Annotated in this window: 18 protein-coding genes and 1 tRNA gene; 7 read left to right on the plus strand and 12 right to left on the minus strand. The window is 59.3% G+C overall.

The window, feature by feature from the left end; genetic code table 11:
* Positions 1 to 277: 277 nt before the first annotated feature.
* Positions 278 to 820, plus strand: a complete 543-nt coding sequence (locus ABD847_RS03715; RefSeq protein WP_345010179.1) for a gamma carbonic anhydrase family protein — start codon at positions 278 to 280, stop codon at positions 818 to 820.
* A 3-nt stretch (positions 821 to 823) separates the two neighbouring features.
* Here the strand turns inward: ABD847_RS03715 and ABD847_RS03720 are convergent, their stop codons facing one another.
* The 8 genes from ABD847_RS03720 to ABD847_RS03755 all read right to left on the minus strand — a co-directional run bounded on the left by ABD847_RS03720 (position 824) and on the right by ABD847_RS03755 (position 6,400).
* Positions 824 to 1,084, minus strand: coding sequence for a DUF1488 family protein (locus ABD847_RS03720; RefSeq protein WP_345010181.1), 261 nt, complete (start codon positions 1,082 to 1,084; stop codon positions 824 to 826).
* Complete coding sequence (gene aroE / locus ABD847_RS03725) at positions 1,081 to 1,902, minus strand: shikimate dehydrogenase (RefSeq protein WP_345010183.1); 822 nt, start codon at positions 1,900 to 1,902, stop codon at positions 1,081 to 1,083. The genes ABD847_RS03720 and aroE overlap by 4 nt, the downstream gene beginning before the upstream one ends.
* A gap of 70 nt (positions 1,903 to 1,972) precedes the next feature.
* Entirely contained in the window at positions 1,973 to 2,533 is a 561-nt protein-coding gene (tsaC, locus tag ABD847_RS03730; RefSeq protein ID WP_345010322.1) for an L-threonylcarbamoyladenylate synthase type 1 TsaC, read from the minus strand.
* Positions 2,534 to 2,571: 38 nt separating this feature from the next.
* Positions 2,572 to 3,075 (minus strand): 5-(carboxyamino)imidazole ribonucleotide mutase, encoded by a 504-nt coding sequence (gene purE, locus ABD847_RS03735; protein WP_345010185.1) that lies wholly within the window; start codon positions 3,073 to 3,075, stop codon positions 2,572 to 2,574.
* 49 nt (positions 3,076 to 3,124) lie between these two features.
* Entirely contained in the window at positions 3,125 to 3,694 is a 570-nt protein-coding gene (locus ABD847_RS03740; RefSeq protein ID WP_345010187.1) for a DNA topoisomerase family protein, read from the minus strand.
* A gap of 50 nt (positions 3,695 to 3,744) precedes the next feature.
* Complete coding sequence (locus tag ABD847_RS03745) at positions 3,745 to 4,218, minus strand: DUF494 family protein (protein WP_345010190.1); 474 nt, start codon at positions 4,216 to 4,218, stop codon at positions 3,745 to 3,747.
* A gap of 2 nt (positions 4,219 to 4,220) precedes the next feature.
* Entirely contained in the window at positions 4,221 to 5,306 is a 1,086-nt protein-coding gene (gene dprA, locus ABD847_RS03750) for a DNA-processing protein DprA (RefSeq protein ID WP_345010324.1), read from the minus strand.
* Positions 5,307 to 5,323: 17 nt separating this feature from the next.
* Positions 5,324 to 6,400 (minus strand): LysM peptidoglycan-binding domain-containing protein, encoded by a 1,077-nt coding sequence (locus tag ABD847_RS03755; protein ID WP_345010192.1) that lies wholly within the window; start codon positions 6,398 to 6,400, stop codon positions 5,324 to 5,326.
* Positions 6,401 to 6,504: 104 nt separating this feature from the next.
* On the opposite strand from ABD847_RS03755, the gene def reads away from it, so the two are divergent.
* From def to ABD847_RS03780, 5 genes are read left to right on the plus strand one after another with little or no spacing between them, the layout of a single operon-like run.
* Positions 6,505 to 7,017, plus strand: coding sequence for a peptide deformylase (def, locus tag ABD847_RS03760; protein ID WP_345010194.1), 513 nt, complete (start codon positions 6,505 to 6,507; stop codon positions 7,015 to 7,017).
* Between the two features lie 9 nt (positions 7,018 to 7,026).
* Positions 7,027 to 7,968 (plus strand): methionyl-tRNA formyltransferase, encoded by a 942-nt coding sequence (gene fmt / locus ABD847_RS03765; protein ID WP_345010196.1) that lies wholly within the window; start codon positions 7,027 to 7,029, stop codon positions 7,966 to 7,968.
* 39 nt (positions 7,969 to 8,007) lie between these two features.
* A complete protein-coding gene (gene rsmB, locus ABD847_RS03770; RefSeq protein WP_345010197.1) occupies positions 8,008 to 9,300 on the plus strand; it encodes a 16S rRNA (cytosine(967)-C(5))-methyltransferase RsmB in 1,293 nt (430 codons plus the stop codon).
* 5 nt (positions 9,301 to 9,305) lie between these two features.
* Positions 9,306 to 10,682: a Trk system potassium transporter TrkA gene (trkA, locus tag ABD847_RS03775; RefSeq protein ID WP_345010199.1), complete on the plus strand. Its 1,377-nt coding sequence runs from the start codon at positions 9,306 to 9,308 to the stop codon at positions 10,680 to 10,682.
* A 1-nt stretch (position 10,683) separates the two neighbouring features.
* Positions 10,684 to 12,126, plus strand: coding sequence for a TrkH family potassium uptake protein (locus tag ABD847_RS03780; RefSeq protein WP_345010201.1), 1,443 nt, complete (start codon positions 10,684 to 10,686; stop codon positions 12,124 to 12,126).
* A gap of 20 nt (positions 12,127 to 12,146) precedes the next feature.
* On the opposite strand, the gene ABD847_RS03785 is transcribed toward ABD847_RS03780, so the two are convergent.
* The 3 genes from ABD847_RS03785 to ABD847_RS03795 are packed head-to-tail and all read right to left on the minus strand — an operon-like array spanning position 12,147 to position 14,202.
* Complete coding sequence (locus tag ABD847_RS03785; RefSeq protein WP_345010203.1) at positions 12,147 to 12,332, minus strand: hypothetical protein; 186 nt, start codon at positions 12,330 to 12,332, stop codon at positions 12,147 to 12,149.
* A gap of 6 nt (positions 12,333 to 12,338) precedes the next feature.
* Positions 12,339 to 13,715 carry a DNA recombination protein RmuC gene (rmuC, locus tag ABD847_RS03790; protein WP_345010326.1) on the minus strand — a complete coding sequence of 459 codons (1,377 nt, stop codon included), beginning with the start codon at positions 13,713 to 13,715 and terminating at the stop codon, positions 12,339 to 12,341.
* Positions 13,716 to 13,752: 37 nt separating this feature from the next.
* The gene (locus ABD847_RS03795) at positions 13,753 to 14,202 is read right to left on the minus strand and encodes an Rrf2 family transcriptional regulator (protein ID WP_345010205.1); all 450 of its coding nucleotides are present in this window, start codon (positions 14,200 to 14,202) and stop codon (positions 13,753 to 13,755) included.
* Positions 14,203 to 14,344: 142 nt separating this feature from the next.
* Here ABD847_RS03795 and ABD847_RS03800 point away from each other — a divergent pair, with 142 nt between their 5' ends.
* Entirely contained in the window at positions 14,345 to 14,512 is a 168-nt protein-coding gene (locus ABD847_RS03800) for a hypothetical protein (protein WP_345010207.1), read from the plus strand.
* Positions 14,513 to 14,618: 106 nt separating this feature from the next.
* Here ABD847_RS03800 and ABD847_RS03805 read toward each other — a convergent pair.
* Positions 14,619 to 14,695, minus strand: a tRNA-Pro gene (locus ABD847_RS03805).
* Between the last annotated feature and the right edge of the window lie 130 nt (positions 14,696 to 14,825).

The raw sequence follows: 14,825 nt of genomic DNA on the forward strand, positions 1-14,825 counted from the left end.
GTTCGACCCGGTTTCGCCGGCGTCGTGGGATGCGCATCTTACTCGCTTCCCGCTTTGAGTCAAGCGCTATTTGCTCGCCGCTTTCCTCTGCTGCCGGGCTGTGCCCTGACAACGAGGGCGCATTATAGGGACGCCGCGCCGGCTGGCAAGGGATTTTTATCGAAAATTCAGGTATTTTTCCTTGTCACAAGCCGCTCACTGCTTACGTTCAGCTTGCCCACAGACTTATCCACAAAATCGGCGTTTGCGCCGGCTCAAAACAGGAGCTCGCCTTCATATGACTCATACATCTATTCGCGCTTTTGCCGAACACCACCCGGAATGTGCTTCTGGTTGCTACATTGATCCCTCATCCACAGTCATAGGCCGGGTCGGCCTCGGCATTGACAGCAGCATCTGGCCCCAAACAGTCGTGCGAGGCGATGTAAACTACATCCAGATTGGCGAGCGCAGCAATGTGCAAGATGGCTGTGTGCTGCATGTATCGCGGCCGTCTGAGGCTCATCCGGCTGGCTTGCCCTTGATCATAGGTTCAGAGGTGACTGTCGGTCATAAGGTGATGTTGCATGCCTGTACCATCGGCGATCGCTGCCTGATCGGCATGGGCAGTATCGTACTGGACGGAGCTGTCATAGAAGATGAGGTGTTACTGGGTGCAGGCAGCCTGGTGCCGCCAGGCAAACGGCTGACGTCGGGATATCTTTATCTGGGCTCACCGGTACGCCAGGTCCGTCCGCTGACACCCGACGAACGGGCTTTTTTCCGCCTGTCTGCGGAAAACTACGTGCGACTCAAGAATGTGTATCTGGACGGGGCTTGATACTCAGAGATAAATGGCGCCATCCTCTGCGTACTCCTGCGCCTCAATCAGCTCCTCGGCACGTTCCTCTATATCGAAGCGCAAGCGCTCGAAGGCGCTGAGGATGGCCTGCTCCGAGAGCAAAGGCTCGCCGGCCCATTGTTCTAGGAGGCCATGACTGATGAAGCAGCGGATGAGTGCCCCCATCTGCTGCGCGGTAAATTCCACTCGCTGCTCGGCGGCATGCCACTGCGCGCCTTCATTAAACAGGATGTCCTGATTCATCTTGCCCCCAGATTGCGTCGTAACTCGGCAATAACTTGCTTGGTACCGGGACGAATGCCCCGCCACAACATGAAACTTTCCGCAGCCTGGCAGACCAGCATGCCCAGTCCATCTATGCAGGCTCGCGCACCCAGTCCTCTCGCCCACTGATTAAAGGGGGTTTCACCAGGCCCATACATCATGTCATACACGGCAATATCCTCATGGATCAATGCGGCGGGGATGGGCGGTATCTCCCCGGCCAGACTAGCCGAAGTAGAGTTGAGGATAAGATCAAAGGGACCGGTTAACGCCTCGAAGGTAGCCGCTCTCACTGCGCCCAAGGGGGCAAAATGCTCGGCCAACTGCTCAGCTTTGGAAAAGGTACGATTGGCAATGGTGAGGTTCGCCGGCTGCTGTTCTAGCAGCGGACCTATCACCCCTCTGGCCGCGCCCCCCGCCCCCAGCAGCAGGATACGCAGCCCAGCTAGGCTGGGGATATGAAGCAGCAAATCCTGCACCAAACCGGCACCGTCCGTATTGTCCCCAAGCAATAAACCATCGTCAGTCCGCCGTATGGTATTGATAGCGCCAGCCAGCTTAGCCCGTGGACTCAGCTGCTGAACCAATCCATAGGCCTGTTCTTTGAAGGGAACCGTCACGTTGCAGCCCTTACCACCATCAGCAAAAAACTGTGCCAGCACCTGAGGGAACCCATCTAGCGGCGCCAGCATGGCTTCGTAACTCATTTGTTGCTGAGTTTGCCGAGCAAAGAGGGTATGAATAAAAGGTGATTTGCTGTGACCGATGGGATTGCCAAATACGGCATAGCGATCCATGTGCGTTCCTGCTCTGATTCCTGTCTAGGGGGATTAAACGCCTTTTCGCTCCACCAGACAAGAAAGAGGCTCACGCCGGGCGCAATACCTCGCCGGTGAGGGCATTGCGAATTTGCGAAGGATTGGTAGCGCCGCCCACTTCACCCGGTAAAACGTAATCCACGCATACTCCTAGCTGAGCCTGTACCTCGGCCACATTCCGGCAAGGCGCCTCACCGCTTAAGTTGGCACTGGTCGACACCAGAGGCTTGCCATAGGCCTGACACAAGGCGCGCACTTGCGGATGAGCGGTGACCCGCACCGCAAGAGAATCAAAGCGTCCGGTGAGCCAGCGCGGTGTGGTCGGTTGGGCTGGCATGATCCAGGTAAAAGGACCAGGCCAGCTAGCCAAAACCTTTTGCAGTGCAGGGGCGGAGAGCTGTTCACTGGCGACATAGGGCAACAGTTGCGACCAATCTGCCGCAATCAGGATCAAGCCTTTATCAACAGGACGCTGCTTGATGTTCAGCAGTTTTTTGACAGCCTCTTCATTGTCCGGATCACACCCCAGACCAAAGACGGCCTCGGTGGCATAGGCAATGACATGACCAGAGGTCAGATGAGAAATGGCATCGAGATAGGATGAGGTCATAAGAAAAGCGGCAGTGGTTTTACTGCCGCTCATCTTAGTTATTTCAGCTGGGCTTGCAAGGCAGCATCTTTGGCCATGACCTCTTCGGCATTCTTCTGCCGTTCGGCTTTAACCTTGGCGGCCAGCTCATCATCGGCCACCGCCAGCATCTGCGCGGCCAGATAACCGGCATTTTTTGCCCCCGCCTTGCCGATGGCCACGGTCGCTACCGGCACACCTCCGGGCATCTGCACGGTGGACAGCAGAGCATCCAGCCCCTTGAGCGGGCCGCCATCGATGGGCACGCCAATCACGGGGCGGGTCGTAATACCGGCAACCGCCCCACCCAGGTGCGCTGCCAGACCGGCGGCACAGATGAAGACCTTACAGCCACGTTGTTCGGCATCCGTCACATAGGCGTGAGTCGCGGCGGGAGTGCGGTGCGCAGAGGTCACCTTCACCTCGTAGCGAATATCGAAAGACTTCAGAACGTCCAGTGTGGTTTGCATTACCGGAAAATCTGAGTCGGAGCCCATCAAAATAGCTACAAACGGTTGAGACATGACGATCATCCTTCATCTTGCGTGGTCGACAGAAAAACCTTTGCGCGCATTATAGTGAGTCACTACGGTAGGTACAGTTTTTTTGCGGGCAGCACAAATAGGTGCCCGATTGCCCCTCCCGTCTGAGCAAGATGGAGCAGCCACACTGCGGGCAAGGCTGGGCGACCGGCGGATCATTGACCACAAATTTGCACTTAGGATAGGCATCGCAGGCATAAAACGTCTTGCCCTGACGGGACTGTCTGGACACCAGCTGGCCTTTGCGACAGGCCGGACAAGGCACAGCGTCAAGCTGTTCCACCGACTCAGACTCCTGCTCAACATGGCGGCAATCAGGAAACTGACTGCAGGCGATAAACAGACCATAACGCCCCTTGCGGATCACCAACACGGCCCCACAGTCGGGGCAATGGGTCCCCTCGAGGATCTTGGCCACGGTGCCCCCCTGACCATTCAGCGAGCGAACATAATCACAGGCGGGGTAAGCTGAGCAGCCTAAGAAAGGGCCATGCTTGCCATGGCGCATCACCAGTTCGGCACCGCATTGCGGACAGGTGCCGTAAGAGTGCGCCAGGGCTTGGGCCTCGGCACGAAATAAATCGGGATCAATTTTGGACATGACCACCTCCGACAAAACCGGCGGCATTCTAGCAGCCGGTGCCGGCAGAGTCAGTGAATGAGCCCGGCGGGCTCCTCGAACAACAGGTTTTCCATCTGGTGACAGGCGTTCTCGTTGCCCGGCAAGTTGAACAGCACCATCAGCACCACCCACTTGAGATCGTCGAGTTCGATTTCAGCAGAGTCCAGCTCCATCAAGCGATCGATGACCACCTCGCGCGCCGGGGCACTGAGCACCCCCACCTGCTCCAGGAACAGCAAGAAACCACGGCAGGAGGTGCTCAACTTGTCCTGCTCCTCTGGGGTGTAGATCCGGAACGAGCCGGCATCGCTGGCCAACAACACCGGCGCCTTGGCCTCATCATGCAATTCAGCCAGATGCTCCAACCAGGAGAGAGCCTTGTAAATTTCATCCTGATGAAAACCGGCACGAGTCAGCTCATCAGCCAACTCGTCCTGGTCTACCATCAGATCCGCATCGCTCTGGACATAGGTCTCGAAAAGGTACATCAGTACATCAAACATCGTCAGTCCCTCCGCGTTCTTACATAACCCCCGGGAACGGATGCGATCCAACCCAACAGTTCCAGCTCGATCAACTTCCCCATCACCTGTTCAATGGGATACCGACTCAAGGCGGCGATGGTATCAATGTCCGTCGCCTCATAACCTACGTTATCCAACAAATTATCCGTTGGCAAATGAGCCGGTGTCTCCTGTGATGCCTGGCTGGGTGCGTGCAAGTCCTGATTGCCCAGAAAATGCCCCAACTCTTCCAGTATATCGGCCGCACAGCAGACTAGTTTTGCCCCTTGCTGAATTAATCTGTGACACCCCCTGGCTTGCGGATTCTGCCAACTCCCCGGGACGGCGAACAACTCACGCCCCTGCTCAAGGGCAAAACGGGCGGTGATAAGTGAGCCGCTCTGCTCCGCCGCCTCCACCACCAGGGTGCCCATACTCAGACCACTGATGATGCGATTGCGGCGAGGGAAATTTTCCGCCCGCACGCCTTCGTCAGGCCAAAATTCCGAAACCAGGGCACCGCCTTGCTCCAGGATCGCCTGCGCAAGTGCAACGTGTCGACGAGGGTAAATCTGTGCCAGCCCCGTCCCCAAGACAGCAACCGTCAGCCCTTGTGCCTGCAAGGCCGCCTGGTGAGCCACGCCGTCTATCCCCAAGGCCAAACCCGAGCAAAGCCCAAGCCCCGCCTGAACCAGGTCGCTACCAAGATATTGTGCCGCCTGTCGCCCGCCCGGGGTCGGTTGACGCGACCCCACCACTGCCAGCAAGGGGGCGCTGAGGGCTTCACAGCGGCCCTGTACAAACAGCAGTAAAGGAGCTCCGACTGTCTCACGCAACATAAGAGGGTATGCCGGATCATCCAGCGTCACCAACTGATTACTGTCCTGCGCCAACCAAGAAAAAGCCCGGGTCAACCTCCGTTGATCCGGGCTTATCCAACAAGCGATCTGCTGGTCACTCAACCCTAACTGTCGAAGCTGGCCGGCATCGGCCATCCTCAACTCGGCCATCGGGCAGCGCTCCAACAGTTGGCGGCCTCTTATTGGCCCTATTCCCGGCAGGTTCACCAGCCTAAGCCAGGCCTCCATCAGGCAGGGGGTCATGATCAGGGATTGGCCAAAGCGTACCCCTTACGCACCATGTTCTGGGAGTTCATCACGAAGGCCATGCTCAGCTTGTCATAGACCTTGATCACCATGACCTCGCCGACACGATCATTTGGCAGGACTTCACTGTCGGAGGCAAACAACTTATCGCCAGCCGAACCATACTCCCGGTAGCTGACATCATTTGCGCCTGAATCAACAACCTTGGCACCAGGCCGCAGCACACTGAACACATCCCCCGGCTGCACCTGATCCCGCGCCCCGCGGTTGATCAGTACCACATCAAACTTGCCAACACTGGTCACCTTGTAAGGTGTATCCACCACATAGGCTTGCTCGTTGTGCAATGTGCCAGGCTGGGGGGAAAAGTAGGCATTCAGGCTCTCTTGGCTGGGTACCGGGATCAGGCGATCGCCTTGCCGTATTTCACGGTAGCTGCGTGTCACCGTCAGTACGCTGCGATCCTCGGCGTAGGCCTGTTGCGCTACACCGAGGCCGGAAAGAAGCGCCTCTCGCCCCAGAGCCTCCTTGGTTACGCGATCCTTGTACAACTCCCCCGGGCGGTAGATGGCATAACTCACGCCAGGTTGCAGTGCCCCGCGAACAAACAGGGTCTGCCCCTCTTGCATGGCAATGCTGTTTTCATTTTCCCCCAGAACATAGGGCAGCTTGTCGAGGTCGACATCGGCCTCAAACACGTGATTACTGGTGAGGAAGGGACCGATTTCGTCAAAGCTCAACACCGGGATAGGCGACGCCTTGGGTTCGACACGCATGGTCGGCGACAACTTGATAGTCGGTTTGCGAACCAAGCGGGGCTCACCGTCCACCCAGATGAGGGTCAACAGATCACCGGGATAGATGAGGTGAGGGTTTTTGACCTGAGGGTTGGCCTGCCACAGGCGAGGCCAGAGCCAGGGGCTCTTCAAAAAGTGGGCGGAAATGTCCCACAAGGTATCCCCTTTCTTCACCACGTAGGTCTGGGGGTGATTCTCTTTCAGGGCCAGGGTCTGTGCTGCAGCGACGAAGGAAAGCAGCGCCCCGCACAAAATGAATCCAATCTGTCTCAATCTCATAACTATCCCTGTCCTTGAAGATGTCACGTAACTATTAATTTGCCGCACATTTGACTAGAATTACGCCAATGTTTACAGACTAGTGTAGTTATTCCGTAACGAATATGGCGATTTTAGAAGTTTTGCGTTTCCCTGATGAACGCCTGCGTACCATTGCAAAGCCGGTCACCCAATTCAATGGGGACATCCACCAGATAATTGATGATATGTTTGAAACCATGTATGCAGAAGAGGGCATCGGCCTGGCTGCGACACAGGTCAACATTCACCAACGCATTATCGTGATTGATATTTCAGAAAATCGCGATCAGCCTCAGGTATTCATCAATCCGGAAATCCTATCTAAAGAAGGAGATACCGGCATAGAGGAGGGCTGCCTGTCGGTGCCAGATTACCGTGCACTGGTGCCGCGTGCAGAGCGTATCCGTATCCGAGCTCAGGATAAAGACGGCAATAGTTTCGAGTTGGTGGCCGATGATCTGCTGGCCATCTGTCTGCAGCACGAGATGGATCACCTGCAAGGCAAATTGTTCATCGATTACCTCTCCCCGCTCAAACGACAACGCCTGCGCCAGAAGCTGGCCAAGCTCAGCCGTTTCGATAGTCACGACGCCTAAGGTTTCCTCTTGCACGCACCCAAGCTCATCTTTGCCGGCACACCGGACTTTGCGGCCAGCCATCTGGCCGCCTTGCTGGAAGCCGGGCATAACATCATCGCCGTCTATACCCAGCCGGATCGACCGGCCGGTCGAGGCAACAAGCTAACCCCCAGCCCGGTCAAGGTCCTGGCGCAAGCTCATCAGATCCCTGTGTATCAGCCCGTCAACTTCAAGGATGCCGCCGACCGTCAGGTGGTGGCCGAGCTGCAGGCCGACCTCATGATAGTGGTGGCCTACGGCCTGCTGCTGCCCCAGGCCGTGCTGGATGCCCCCCGCCTGGGCTGCATCAACGTCCATGGCTCCCTGTTGCCCCGCTGGCGCGGTGCCGCGCCCATCCAGCGCGCCATCTGGGCCGGGGATCTCCAGACTGGCGTCACCATCATGCAAATGGATATCGGGCTGGATACCGGTCCCATGCTGTTGACCCGCACCTGCCCCATCGCCAGCGATGAGACCTCCGCCAGCCTGTATGACAAGCTCGCCGGGCTGGGCCCGACCGCGTTGCTGGAAGCGGTGGACGGCTTACTGGCTGGACGACTGACGGCTGTAGCGCAGGATGACACGCAGGCCAATTACGCGCAAAAGCTCAGCAAGGAAGAGGCCCGACTGGATTGGCAACAGCCTGCGGCGGCCCTGGAGCGCGCCATCCGCGCCTTCAACCCTTGGCCCATTAGCCACTTCCCCTGCGGCGAGCACACCATCAAGGTGTGGGACTCGGAAGTACTGCCCCACGAGGACGCCCAACCCGGCACCATAGTCCGGGTTGGCAAGGCTGGCATTGAGGTCGCCACGGGCGACGGCGTACTGCGCCTGACTCGGCTGCAACCCCCGGGCAAGAAGCCGATGCAAGCCCACGAACTGCTCAACTCCCGCCGGGAGTGGTTCCTCCCGCAGACCCAACTGGCATGAACTGGCCGGGAACCATACCCGGCTGAGACAGGATCCATCATGAAAACTCGCGCGCAAGCCGCCAAGGTGCTTTTTGAGGTGGTGGAGCAGGGAGTCTCCCTCTCCACCGTGCTACCCGCCGCCCAGCAACAACTGGCGGCCAAAGACAGGGCACTGCTGCAGGAGCTCTGCTTTGGCAGCCTGCGCTGGCTCTCCCGCCTGGAGGCCATCGCCGCCGCGCTGATGAGCAAGCCGCTCAAGGGCAAATACCGCCAACTGCACTATCTGTTGCTGGTGGGCATCTATCAGCTGCTCTACACCCGCATTCCGCCCCATGCCGCGTTGTCGGAAACCGTCTCCGCCTGCCGTCTGCTCAAAGGCGAGACCTTCCGCGGCATGCTCAACGGTGTGTTGCGCAATGTGCAGCGTCAGGCCGACGCCCTGCAGCAGACGGTGGATCAAAAACCCACCAGTCGCTTTGCCCATCCCAAGTGGCTGATTGAGCGGCTCAAGGCCGCCTATCCGAAACAATACGGGGCGATACTCGACGCCAACAACCAGCGCCCGCCGCTGTGGCTGCGGGTCAACCGTCGTCATCATGACAGAGTCAGCTATCGGGCCCTGCTGGCGGCACAGGACATAGCGGTTGCCGGGGAAGATCCCGGCAGCGAGGGCCTGTGCCTCGCGCAGCCCTGTGACGTCAGCCAGTTGCCCGGGTTTGCCGACGGCTGGGTATCGGTACAAGATGGCGCAGCGCAACAAGCCGCCCGCCTGCTGGATCCCCAACCCGGCGACTGGGTGCTGGATGCCTGTGCCGCCCCCGGTGGCAAGACGGCGCACCTGCTGGAGCGGCAGCCCGCACTGGCCGGCCTGGTCGCCTTGGATAGCGACGCCAAACGCCTGGAGCGGGTGAAGGATAACCTGCAACGCCTGCAGCTCACCGCCCAGGTGATTTGCGGCGATGCCTCCCGCCCACAGACCTGGTGGTCCGGTCCGGCCTTCGATCGCATCCTGTTGGATGCCCCCTGTTCCGCCACCGGAGTCATTCGCCGCCACCCGGATATCAAATGGTTACGGCGCAACGAGGATATTGCCGAACTGGTGATCCTGCAGGGCAAAATTCTCGATGCGCTCTGGTGCAAACTCAAGCCGGGCGGTACCCTCCTGTATGCGACCTGTTCCGTCCTGCCGGATGAAAATAGTGAGCAGATCAAGGCCTTTATGGCACGCACCCCAGATGCCGAGCTGGTGGCCCTGCCCCAGGATGGCGGCCCGGATCGCCCTGGTTGGCAGTTGCTGCCTGGGGAGGGGAACATGGATGGCTTCTACTACGCCAAGCTGATCAAACGGTAATCAACATGAAGATCATCATCGTCGGCGCTGGCCAAGTGGGCGGCACACTGGCCGAAAACCTGGTGGGTGAAAACAACGACATCACCCTCATCGACACAGATACTGAACGGCTGCGCGAACTGCAGGACAAATACGATCTGCGGGTGGTGCAAGGTGCCGGTTCCCACCCCCGGGTGTTGCGGGAAGCGGGCGCCGAAGACGCCGACATGCTGGTGGCGGTGACCAACAGCGATGAGACCAACATGATCGCCTGCCAGGTGGCCTATTCTCTGTTCAACATTCCCAACAAGGTGGCCCGCATCCGCTCCCAGGCCTATCTGGCGGAGCAGGAGACGCTGTTCAACAACGACGCCATCCCGGTGGATCACCTCATCTCACCGGAAAAACTGGTCACCGACTACCTGCGCCGGCTGATCGAATACCCCGGCGCCCTACAGGTGGTGGATTTTGCCGGCGGCAAGGTGGGGCTGGTGGCGGTCAAGGCCTACTATGGTGGCCCGCTGGTGGGCAATGCCCTGGCCACTTTGAAAGAGCACATGCCGAACATCGAGACCCGGGTGGCCGCCATCTTCCGCCAGGGCCGGCCCATCCGCCCCCAGGGCACCACCATCATAGAAGCCGATGATGAAGTCTTCTTCGTCGCCGCCGCCGGCCATATCCGGCTGGTGATGTCCGAGCTGCAGCGACTGGAAAACCCCTATCGCCGCATCATGATCGTCGGCGGCGGCAACGTGGGTGCCGGCCTGGCGCGCCAGCTGGAGACCCGCTACAACGTCAAACTCATCGAACGCAACCCGGAGCGGGCCGAACAGCTCTCCGAGATGCTGGAGGAAACCATCGTCTTCTGTGGCGACTCCGCCAATCAGGAGCTGCTGCAAGAAGAGCACATCGATCAGACTGACGTCTTCATCGCCGTGACCAACGAGGATGAGGCCAACATCATGTCGGCCATGCTGGCCAAGAAGCTGGGAGCCCGCAAGGCCATCGTCCTCATCCAGCGGGCCGCCTACGTGGATCTGGTGCAGGGCGGCAGCATCGACATCGCCCTGTCGCCCCAGCAGGCCACCATCTCCGCCCTGCTCACCCACGTGCGCCGGGCCGACATCGCCAATGTCTACTCGTTGCGGCGCGGCGCTGCCGAGGCCATCGAGGCCATCGCCCACGGTGACGAAAACACCTCCAAGGTGGTGGGGCGCTCCGTCGGCGAGCTCAAGCTGCCGCCGGGTACCACCATAGGTGCCGTGGTGCGGGGCGACGAGGTGATCATTGCCCACGACTCCACCGTGATTCAACAGGATGACCATGTGGTGATGTTCTTGGTGGACAAGAAACACATCCCGGAAGTCGAGCGCCTGTTCCAACCCAGCCCCTTCTTCTTGTGACATGATCAATTTCAAACCCATCATCTTCACCATAGGGCTGACCCTCTCCAAGCTGGCCCTGTTCATGTGGCTGCCCACCCTGCTGGCCTTCTTCAGCGGCACCCCGGGGCTTGCCGAGTTTCTCGCCTCGGTGATCATCACCCACGTGGCGGCCTTCATCTGCCTGCACTACGGCCACAAGGCCGAGTTTCGCCTCAAGGTACGGGACATGTTCGTGCTCACCAGCATGGTGTGGGCGGTGGCCTGCGTGTTCGGCGCCCTGCCCTTCGTGTTCATCAACCAGATCAGCTTCACCGACGCCTACTTCGAGACCATGTCGGGCGTCACCACCACGGGCTCCACCGTGCTCTCTGGCTTGGATTCGATGGCGCCCAGCATCCTGCTGTGGCGCTCCTTGTTACAGTGGCTGGGGGGCGTGGGCTTCATCGTGCTGGCGGTGGCCGTGCTGCCCTACCTGAACGTGGGGGGGATGAAACTGTTCCAGACGGAATCGTCGGATAAGTCGGACAAGGACTCACCGCGAGCGGCCAACGTGGCCAAGAACATCGTCATCGTCTATCTGAGCCTGTCATTCCTCTGTTTCGTCGCCTATTGGCTGAGTGGCATGACGCCCTTTGAGGCACTCAATCACGCCATGACAACCCTGTCCACCGGCGGCTACTCCACCTCAGACGCTTCCATGTCCCACTTCTCCCACAGCGCCCAATGGACCGCCAGCCTGTTCATGTTCCTCGGTGGCCTGCCCTTCCTGCTCTATGTGCAGAGCCTACGCCGCCGGCAGAATGTGCTGTTTCGGGACGCCCAGGTACGGGGCTTCTTCTGGCTGGTGCTGGTGGTCAGCGGCATGATGACTCTCTGGCTATGGCATAAGGAGACCTTCAGCTTTCAGGATGCCCTGCGCATCAGCACCTTCAACATCATCTCCGTGCTCACCACCACAGGCTATGGCCTCACCGATTTTGGCGCCTGGACCCACTTCACCAGCGTGCTGTTTGTGTTTTTAATGCTGATTGGCGCCTGCTCCGGCTCCACCGCTGGTGGCATCAAGATCTTCCGCATCCAGGTGGCCGCGGCCCTGTTTCAGAAGCAGGCTCGCCAGCTGATGCACCCCTCCGGCGTCTTTCCGCAAAAATACAACGGTCGCCCGGTGAACGATGCCATCGTCCGTTCCATCGTCGCCTTTGTCCTGAGTTATCTCACGGTGATCATCGTCAGCGCCGCCATTCTGGGGCTGCTGGATCTGCCCCCCCTGGTGGCCATCAGTGGCGCCGTGACGGCGGTCAGTAACGTGGGGCCCGGGCTGGGGGATCTGATTGGCCCGGTAGGTAATTTCGCCAGCCTGCCGGCGGCGGCCAAGTGGGTGCTGAGTTTCGATATGCTGTTGGGCCGTTTGGAGATCCTGACGGTAGCCGTGCTGTTCTTTCCCTCGTTCTGGAAAAACTAGCGGGGGGAGATTGGCTATTGTTAGTCGGTGTGAAGTGCCAGCTCGGGACAATGGTCACACAGGCGCCCCGATTGCGAGGCATTGGGACACAGGCGCTGGGGATGATAATCACAATGGTGCCGACTGTCCTGGGTCAACACCGCCTCCAATCCTGACGCACTGGACTGGGACGGCTGCGTTGCCACGGCAACATCCGCTTGCTGCATGCTTGATTACTCCTCCTGTTGCGCGGGACTCTCCAGCGGTACAGACAGGCTGAGCCCATCATCCGGCTCCTCCGTCAGCCCCGCCTGCTCGCAAAGCCGCTCCGGCAGAGGCTTGCTCACCTCCACGCCCAGCGCCCGCAGACGCTCTGCCTGGCTGACCAGGTTGCCACGCCCCCCCGCCAACCGCTGCATGGCCTTGTCATAACTCTCTTGCGCCCGCCCCAGTGCTCCGCCCAGCGCCAGCATCTCCTCACAGTAGAGGCGAAACTTTTCGTACAGGCGCCCGGCGTACTCGGCAATCAATCGGGCATTCTGGTGCTGCCGCTCCTGGCGCCACAGGTTGTCTATGGTGCGCAACGCCACCATCAAATTAGTCGGACTCACCAGTAAGATGTTGTTATCCAGTGCAAATTTTACCAAAGTCGGGTCAGCATCCAGGGCGACGAGAAAGGCCGGCTCCACGGCGACAAACAGCAGGACGTAATCCAGGCTGCGCAGGCCCGGCAATTGATGGTAATCCTTGCGCCCCAGCTCACGGATGTGGCCGCGCACCGAGGCCAGGTGCTCCTTGAGGGCCTGCGCCCGCGCCGACTCCTCCTCGGCATTGAAATAGCGCTCGTAGGCGGTGAGGGACACCTTGGCATCTATGATGACATCCTTACCCTCCGGCAGGTGCACCACCACGTCCGGCTGATAACGGCGACCATCCCGACTGGTGGCCGCCACCTGCAGCTCGTATTCATGACCGGCCCGCAGGCCGGACTCCTCCAGGATGCGCGCCAGCACCACCTCGCCCCAGTTGCCCTGCTGCTTGCTGTCGCCCTTGAGTGCCCGGGTCAGGGCCGCCGCCTCTTCACTCATCTGTTGGTTGAGTTGAGCCAGCCGCTCCAGCTCGAATTTGAGACCATGGCGCTGGCGGGACTCCTCGGCATGGGTCTCGCTCATCTGGCGGCGAAATCCCTCCAGCTGGGTTTTGAGGGGCCCCAACAGCAGATCCAGCTGCCCCTGGTTGAGTTGCCGGAAGTTCACGGAGGTTTGTTCGAACAGACGATTGGCCAGGTTTTCAAACTGCTCGCTCAGCCTGGCCTCGGCGTCCTGCTGCTGCTGCAATCGTTCGGCATGGTGCTGGCGTTCGGCGTGGAGCAGGGTCTCATATTCCTTGACCCGGCTATTGAGTCGCATGAGCTGCAACTGTTGCTGCTCATGACGTTCCTGCCACTGCTGGCGCTCGGCCTGCAGCTCTTGCAGCCGCTCAGCCTGCTGCGCCAGCTGGGCTTGTGCCAGCACGGCCGCCAGCTGCTGACGGCGCAGCTGCCACAGCAGTAACAAGCACAGCAACAGCAGCAGCCCCAGCAAGGGCCACCAGAAGGGGATATCAGACATCAGGGTCATGGGCAGCTCCGGCGCCCGGCGGGCAAGATCAGTCCAGTTGTCGGGTGGGGATCGGCAGGTTCAGCAAACCGCAAAGCCGCTGCTCGTCCTTGACCAGATCCGCCAGGGTAAATTCATCCAGCACATCCAGGAAGGCTCGCAGCGCCTTGCGCAGTATCCCCTGAAAACGGCAACCGCTGGTGAGCAGGCAGGCTTCGCGCTTGCAATCCATCAGGCAGGTGAGATTTTCCATGTCGCTGACCACATCCTTGAGGCTGATGGCCTCACCCTGCCGGGCCAGACGGATGCCACCATGCTTGCCGCGCACCGTCTCCACATAGCCCTTGACCCCCAGCTGATGCACGATTTTCACCACATGATTGCGGGAGATCTGAAAGGTCTCCGCCACCTCAGTGATGGTGGCCAGCCGACCTGGCTCTTGCAAAGCCAAATAGACAAGGGTGCGCAGGGCGTAATCGGTGAACAGGGTCAATTGCATGGTCTATCAATCCGGCATGAAGAATTTGCGTACCCGGGGCAGCCCCGGTTAGGACAACAGAAGGGCTCTTTATATCACAAAGTTAATCGATATAATGTGGCCGGCAGTACAAAGCGCAGTTACTAACAATTCCGAAGATACTATGTGGTTTTTCCTTTCCAGCACCCTGCTCTTGGTCATCGGTTTGCCGCTGTGCCTGTTCCTGGCAGGTTATGGCGAGCTTTATCTCAGCTACGGCCCCCTGATCTCCGGGGTGGTGCTGATGCTGATGTTGATGCTGGATCTCAAGAGCGGGCCAGGGAAACACTAATACCCGGCGACGCCACCACCAATCAAAAACCATCCGCTGACAGCACCAATTTAAAAAGAGCACCAATGTAAAAAGGGGCTAGCCTAGGCTAACCCCTTTTCTGATTTGGTCGGCGTGAGAGGATTCGAACCTCCGACCCCTTCGTCCCGAACGAAGTGCGCTACCAAGCTGCGCTACACGCCGTTGTCTGCGGGGCGTGAATTTACCGAAAGCCCTGGAACCATGCAAGTGTTTTTTGGTGCTTGGCGCCCCGCATCAGCGCGATCGCGCAATTAATCACCAAGGCGGCGTTCACCGCCGCCCAGGCCGGCAA

The sequence above is a fragment of the Pseudaeromonas paramecii genome (assembly GCF_039540575.1).
Lineage (GTDB): Bacteria > Pseudomonadota > Gammaproteobacteria > Enterobacterales > Aeromonadaceae > Pseudaeromonas > Pseudaeromonas paramecii.

Bases quoted from the DNA above. Each gene is read 5' to 3' on its own strand.
- ABD847_RS03715 (WP_345010179.1), top strand. From the start codon at position 278: ATGACTCATACATCTATTCGCGCTTTTGCCGAACACCACCCGGAATGT.
- ABD847_RS03720 (WP_345010181.1), bottom strand. From the start codon at position 1,084: ATGAATCAGGACATCCTGTTTAATGAAGGCGCGCAGTGGCATGCCGCC.
- aroE (WP_345010183.1), bottom strand. From the start codon at position 1,902: ATGGATCGCTATGCCGTATTTGGCAATCCCATCGGTCACAGCAAATCA.
- tsaC (WP_345010322.1), bottom strand. From the start codon at position 2,533: ATGACCTCATCCTATCTCGATGCCATTTCTCATCTGACCTCTGGTCAT.
- purE (WP_345010185.1), bottom strand. From the start codon at position 3,075: ATGTCTCAACCGTTTGTAGCTATTTTGATGGGCTCCGACTCAGATTTT.
- ABD847_RS03740 (WP_345010187.1), bottom strand. From the start codon at position 3,694: ATGTCCAAAATTGATCCCGATTTATTTCGTGCCGAGGCCCAAGCCCTG.
- ABD847_RS03745 (WP_345010190.1), bottom strand. From the start codon at position 4,218: ATGTTTGATGTACTGATGTACCTTTTCGAGACCTATGTCCAGAGCGAT.
- dprA (WP_345010324.1), bottom strand. From the start codon at position 5,306: ATGGAGGCCTGGCTTAGGCTGGTGAACCTGCCGGGAATAGGGCCAATA.
- ABD847_RS03755 (WP_345010192.1), bottom strand. From the start codon at position 6,400: ATGAGATTGAGACAGATTGGATTCATTTTGTGCGGGGCGCTGCTTTCC.
- def (WP_345010194.1), top strand. From the start codon at position 6,505: ATGGCGATTTTAGAAGTTTTGCGTTTCCCTGATGAACGCCTGCGTACC.
- rsmB (WP_345010197.1), top strand. From the start codon at position 8,008: ATGAAAACTCGCGCGCAAGCCGCCAAGGTGCTTTTTGAGGTGGTGGAG.
- trkA (WP_345010199.1), top strand. From the start codon at position 9,306: ATGAAGATCATCATCGTCGGCGCTGGCCAAGTGGGCGGCACACTGGCC.
- ABD847_RS03780 (WP_345010201.1), top strand. From the start codon at position 10,684: ATGATCAATTTCAAACCCATCATCTTCACCATAGGGCTGACCCTCTCC.
- ABD847_RS03785 (WP_345010203.1), bottom strand. From the start codon at position 12,332: ATGCAGCAAGCGGATGTTGCCGTGGCAACGCAGCCGTCCCAGTCCAGT.
- rmuC (WP_345010326.1), bottom strand. From the start codon at position 13,715: ATGTCTGATATCCCCTTCTGGTGGCCCTTGCTGGGGCTGCTGCTGTTG.
- ABD847_RS03795 (WP_345010205.1), bottom strand. From the start codon at position 14,202: ATGCAATTGACCCTGTTCACCGATTACGCCCTGCGCACCCTTGTCTAT.
- ABD847_RS03800 (WP_345010207.1), top strand. From the start codon at position 14,345: ATGTGGTTTTTCCTTTCCAGCACCCTGCTCTTGGTCATCGGTTTGCCG.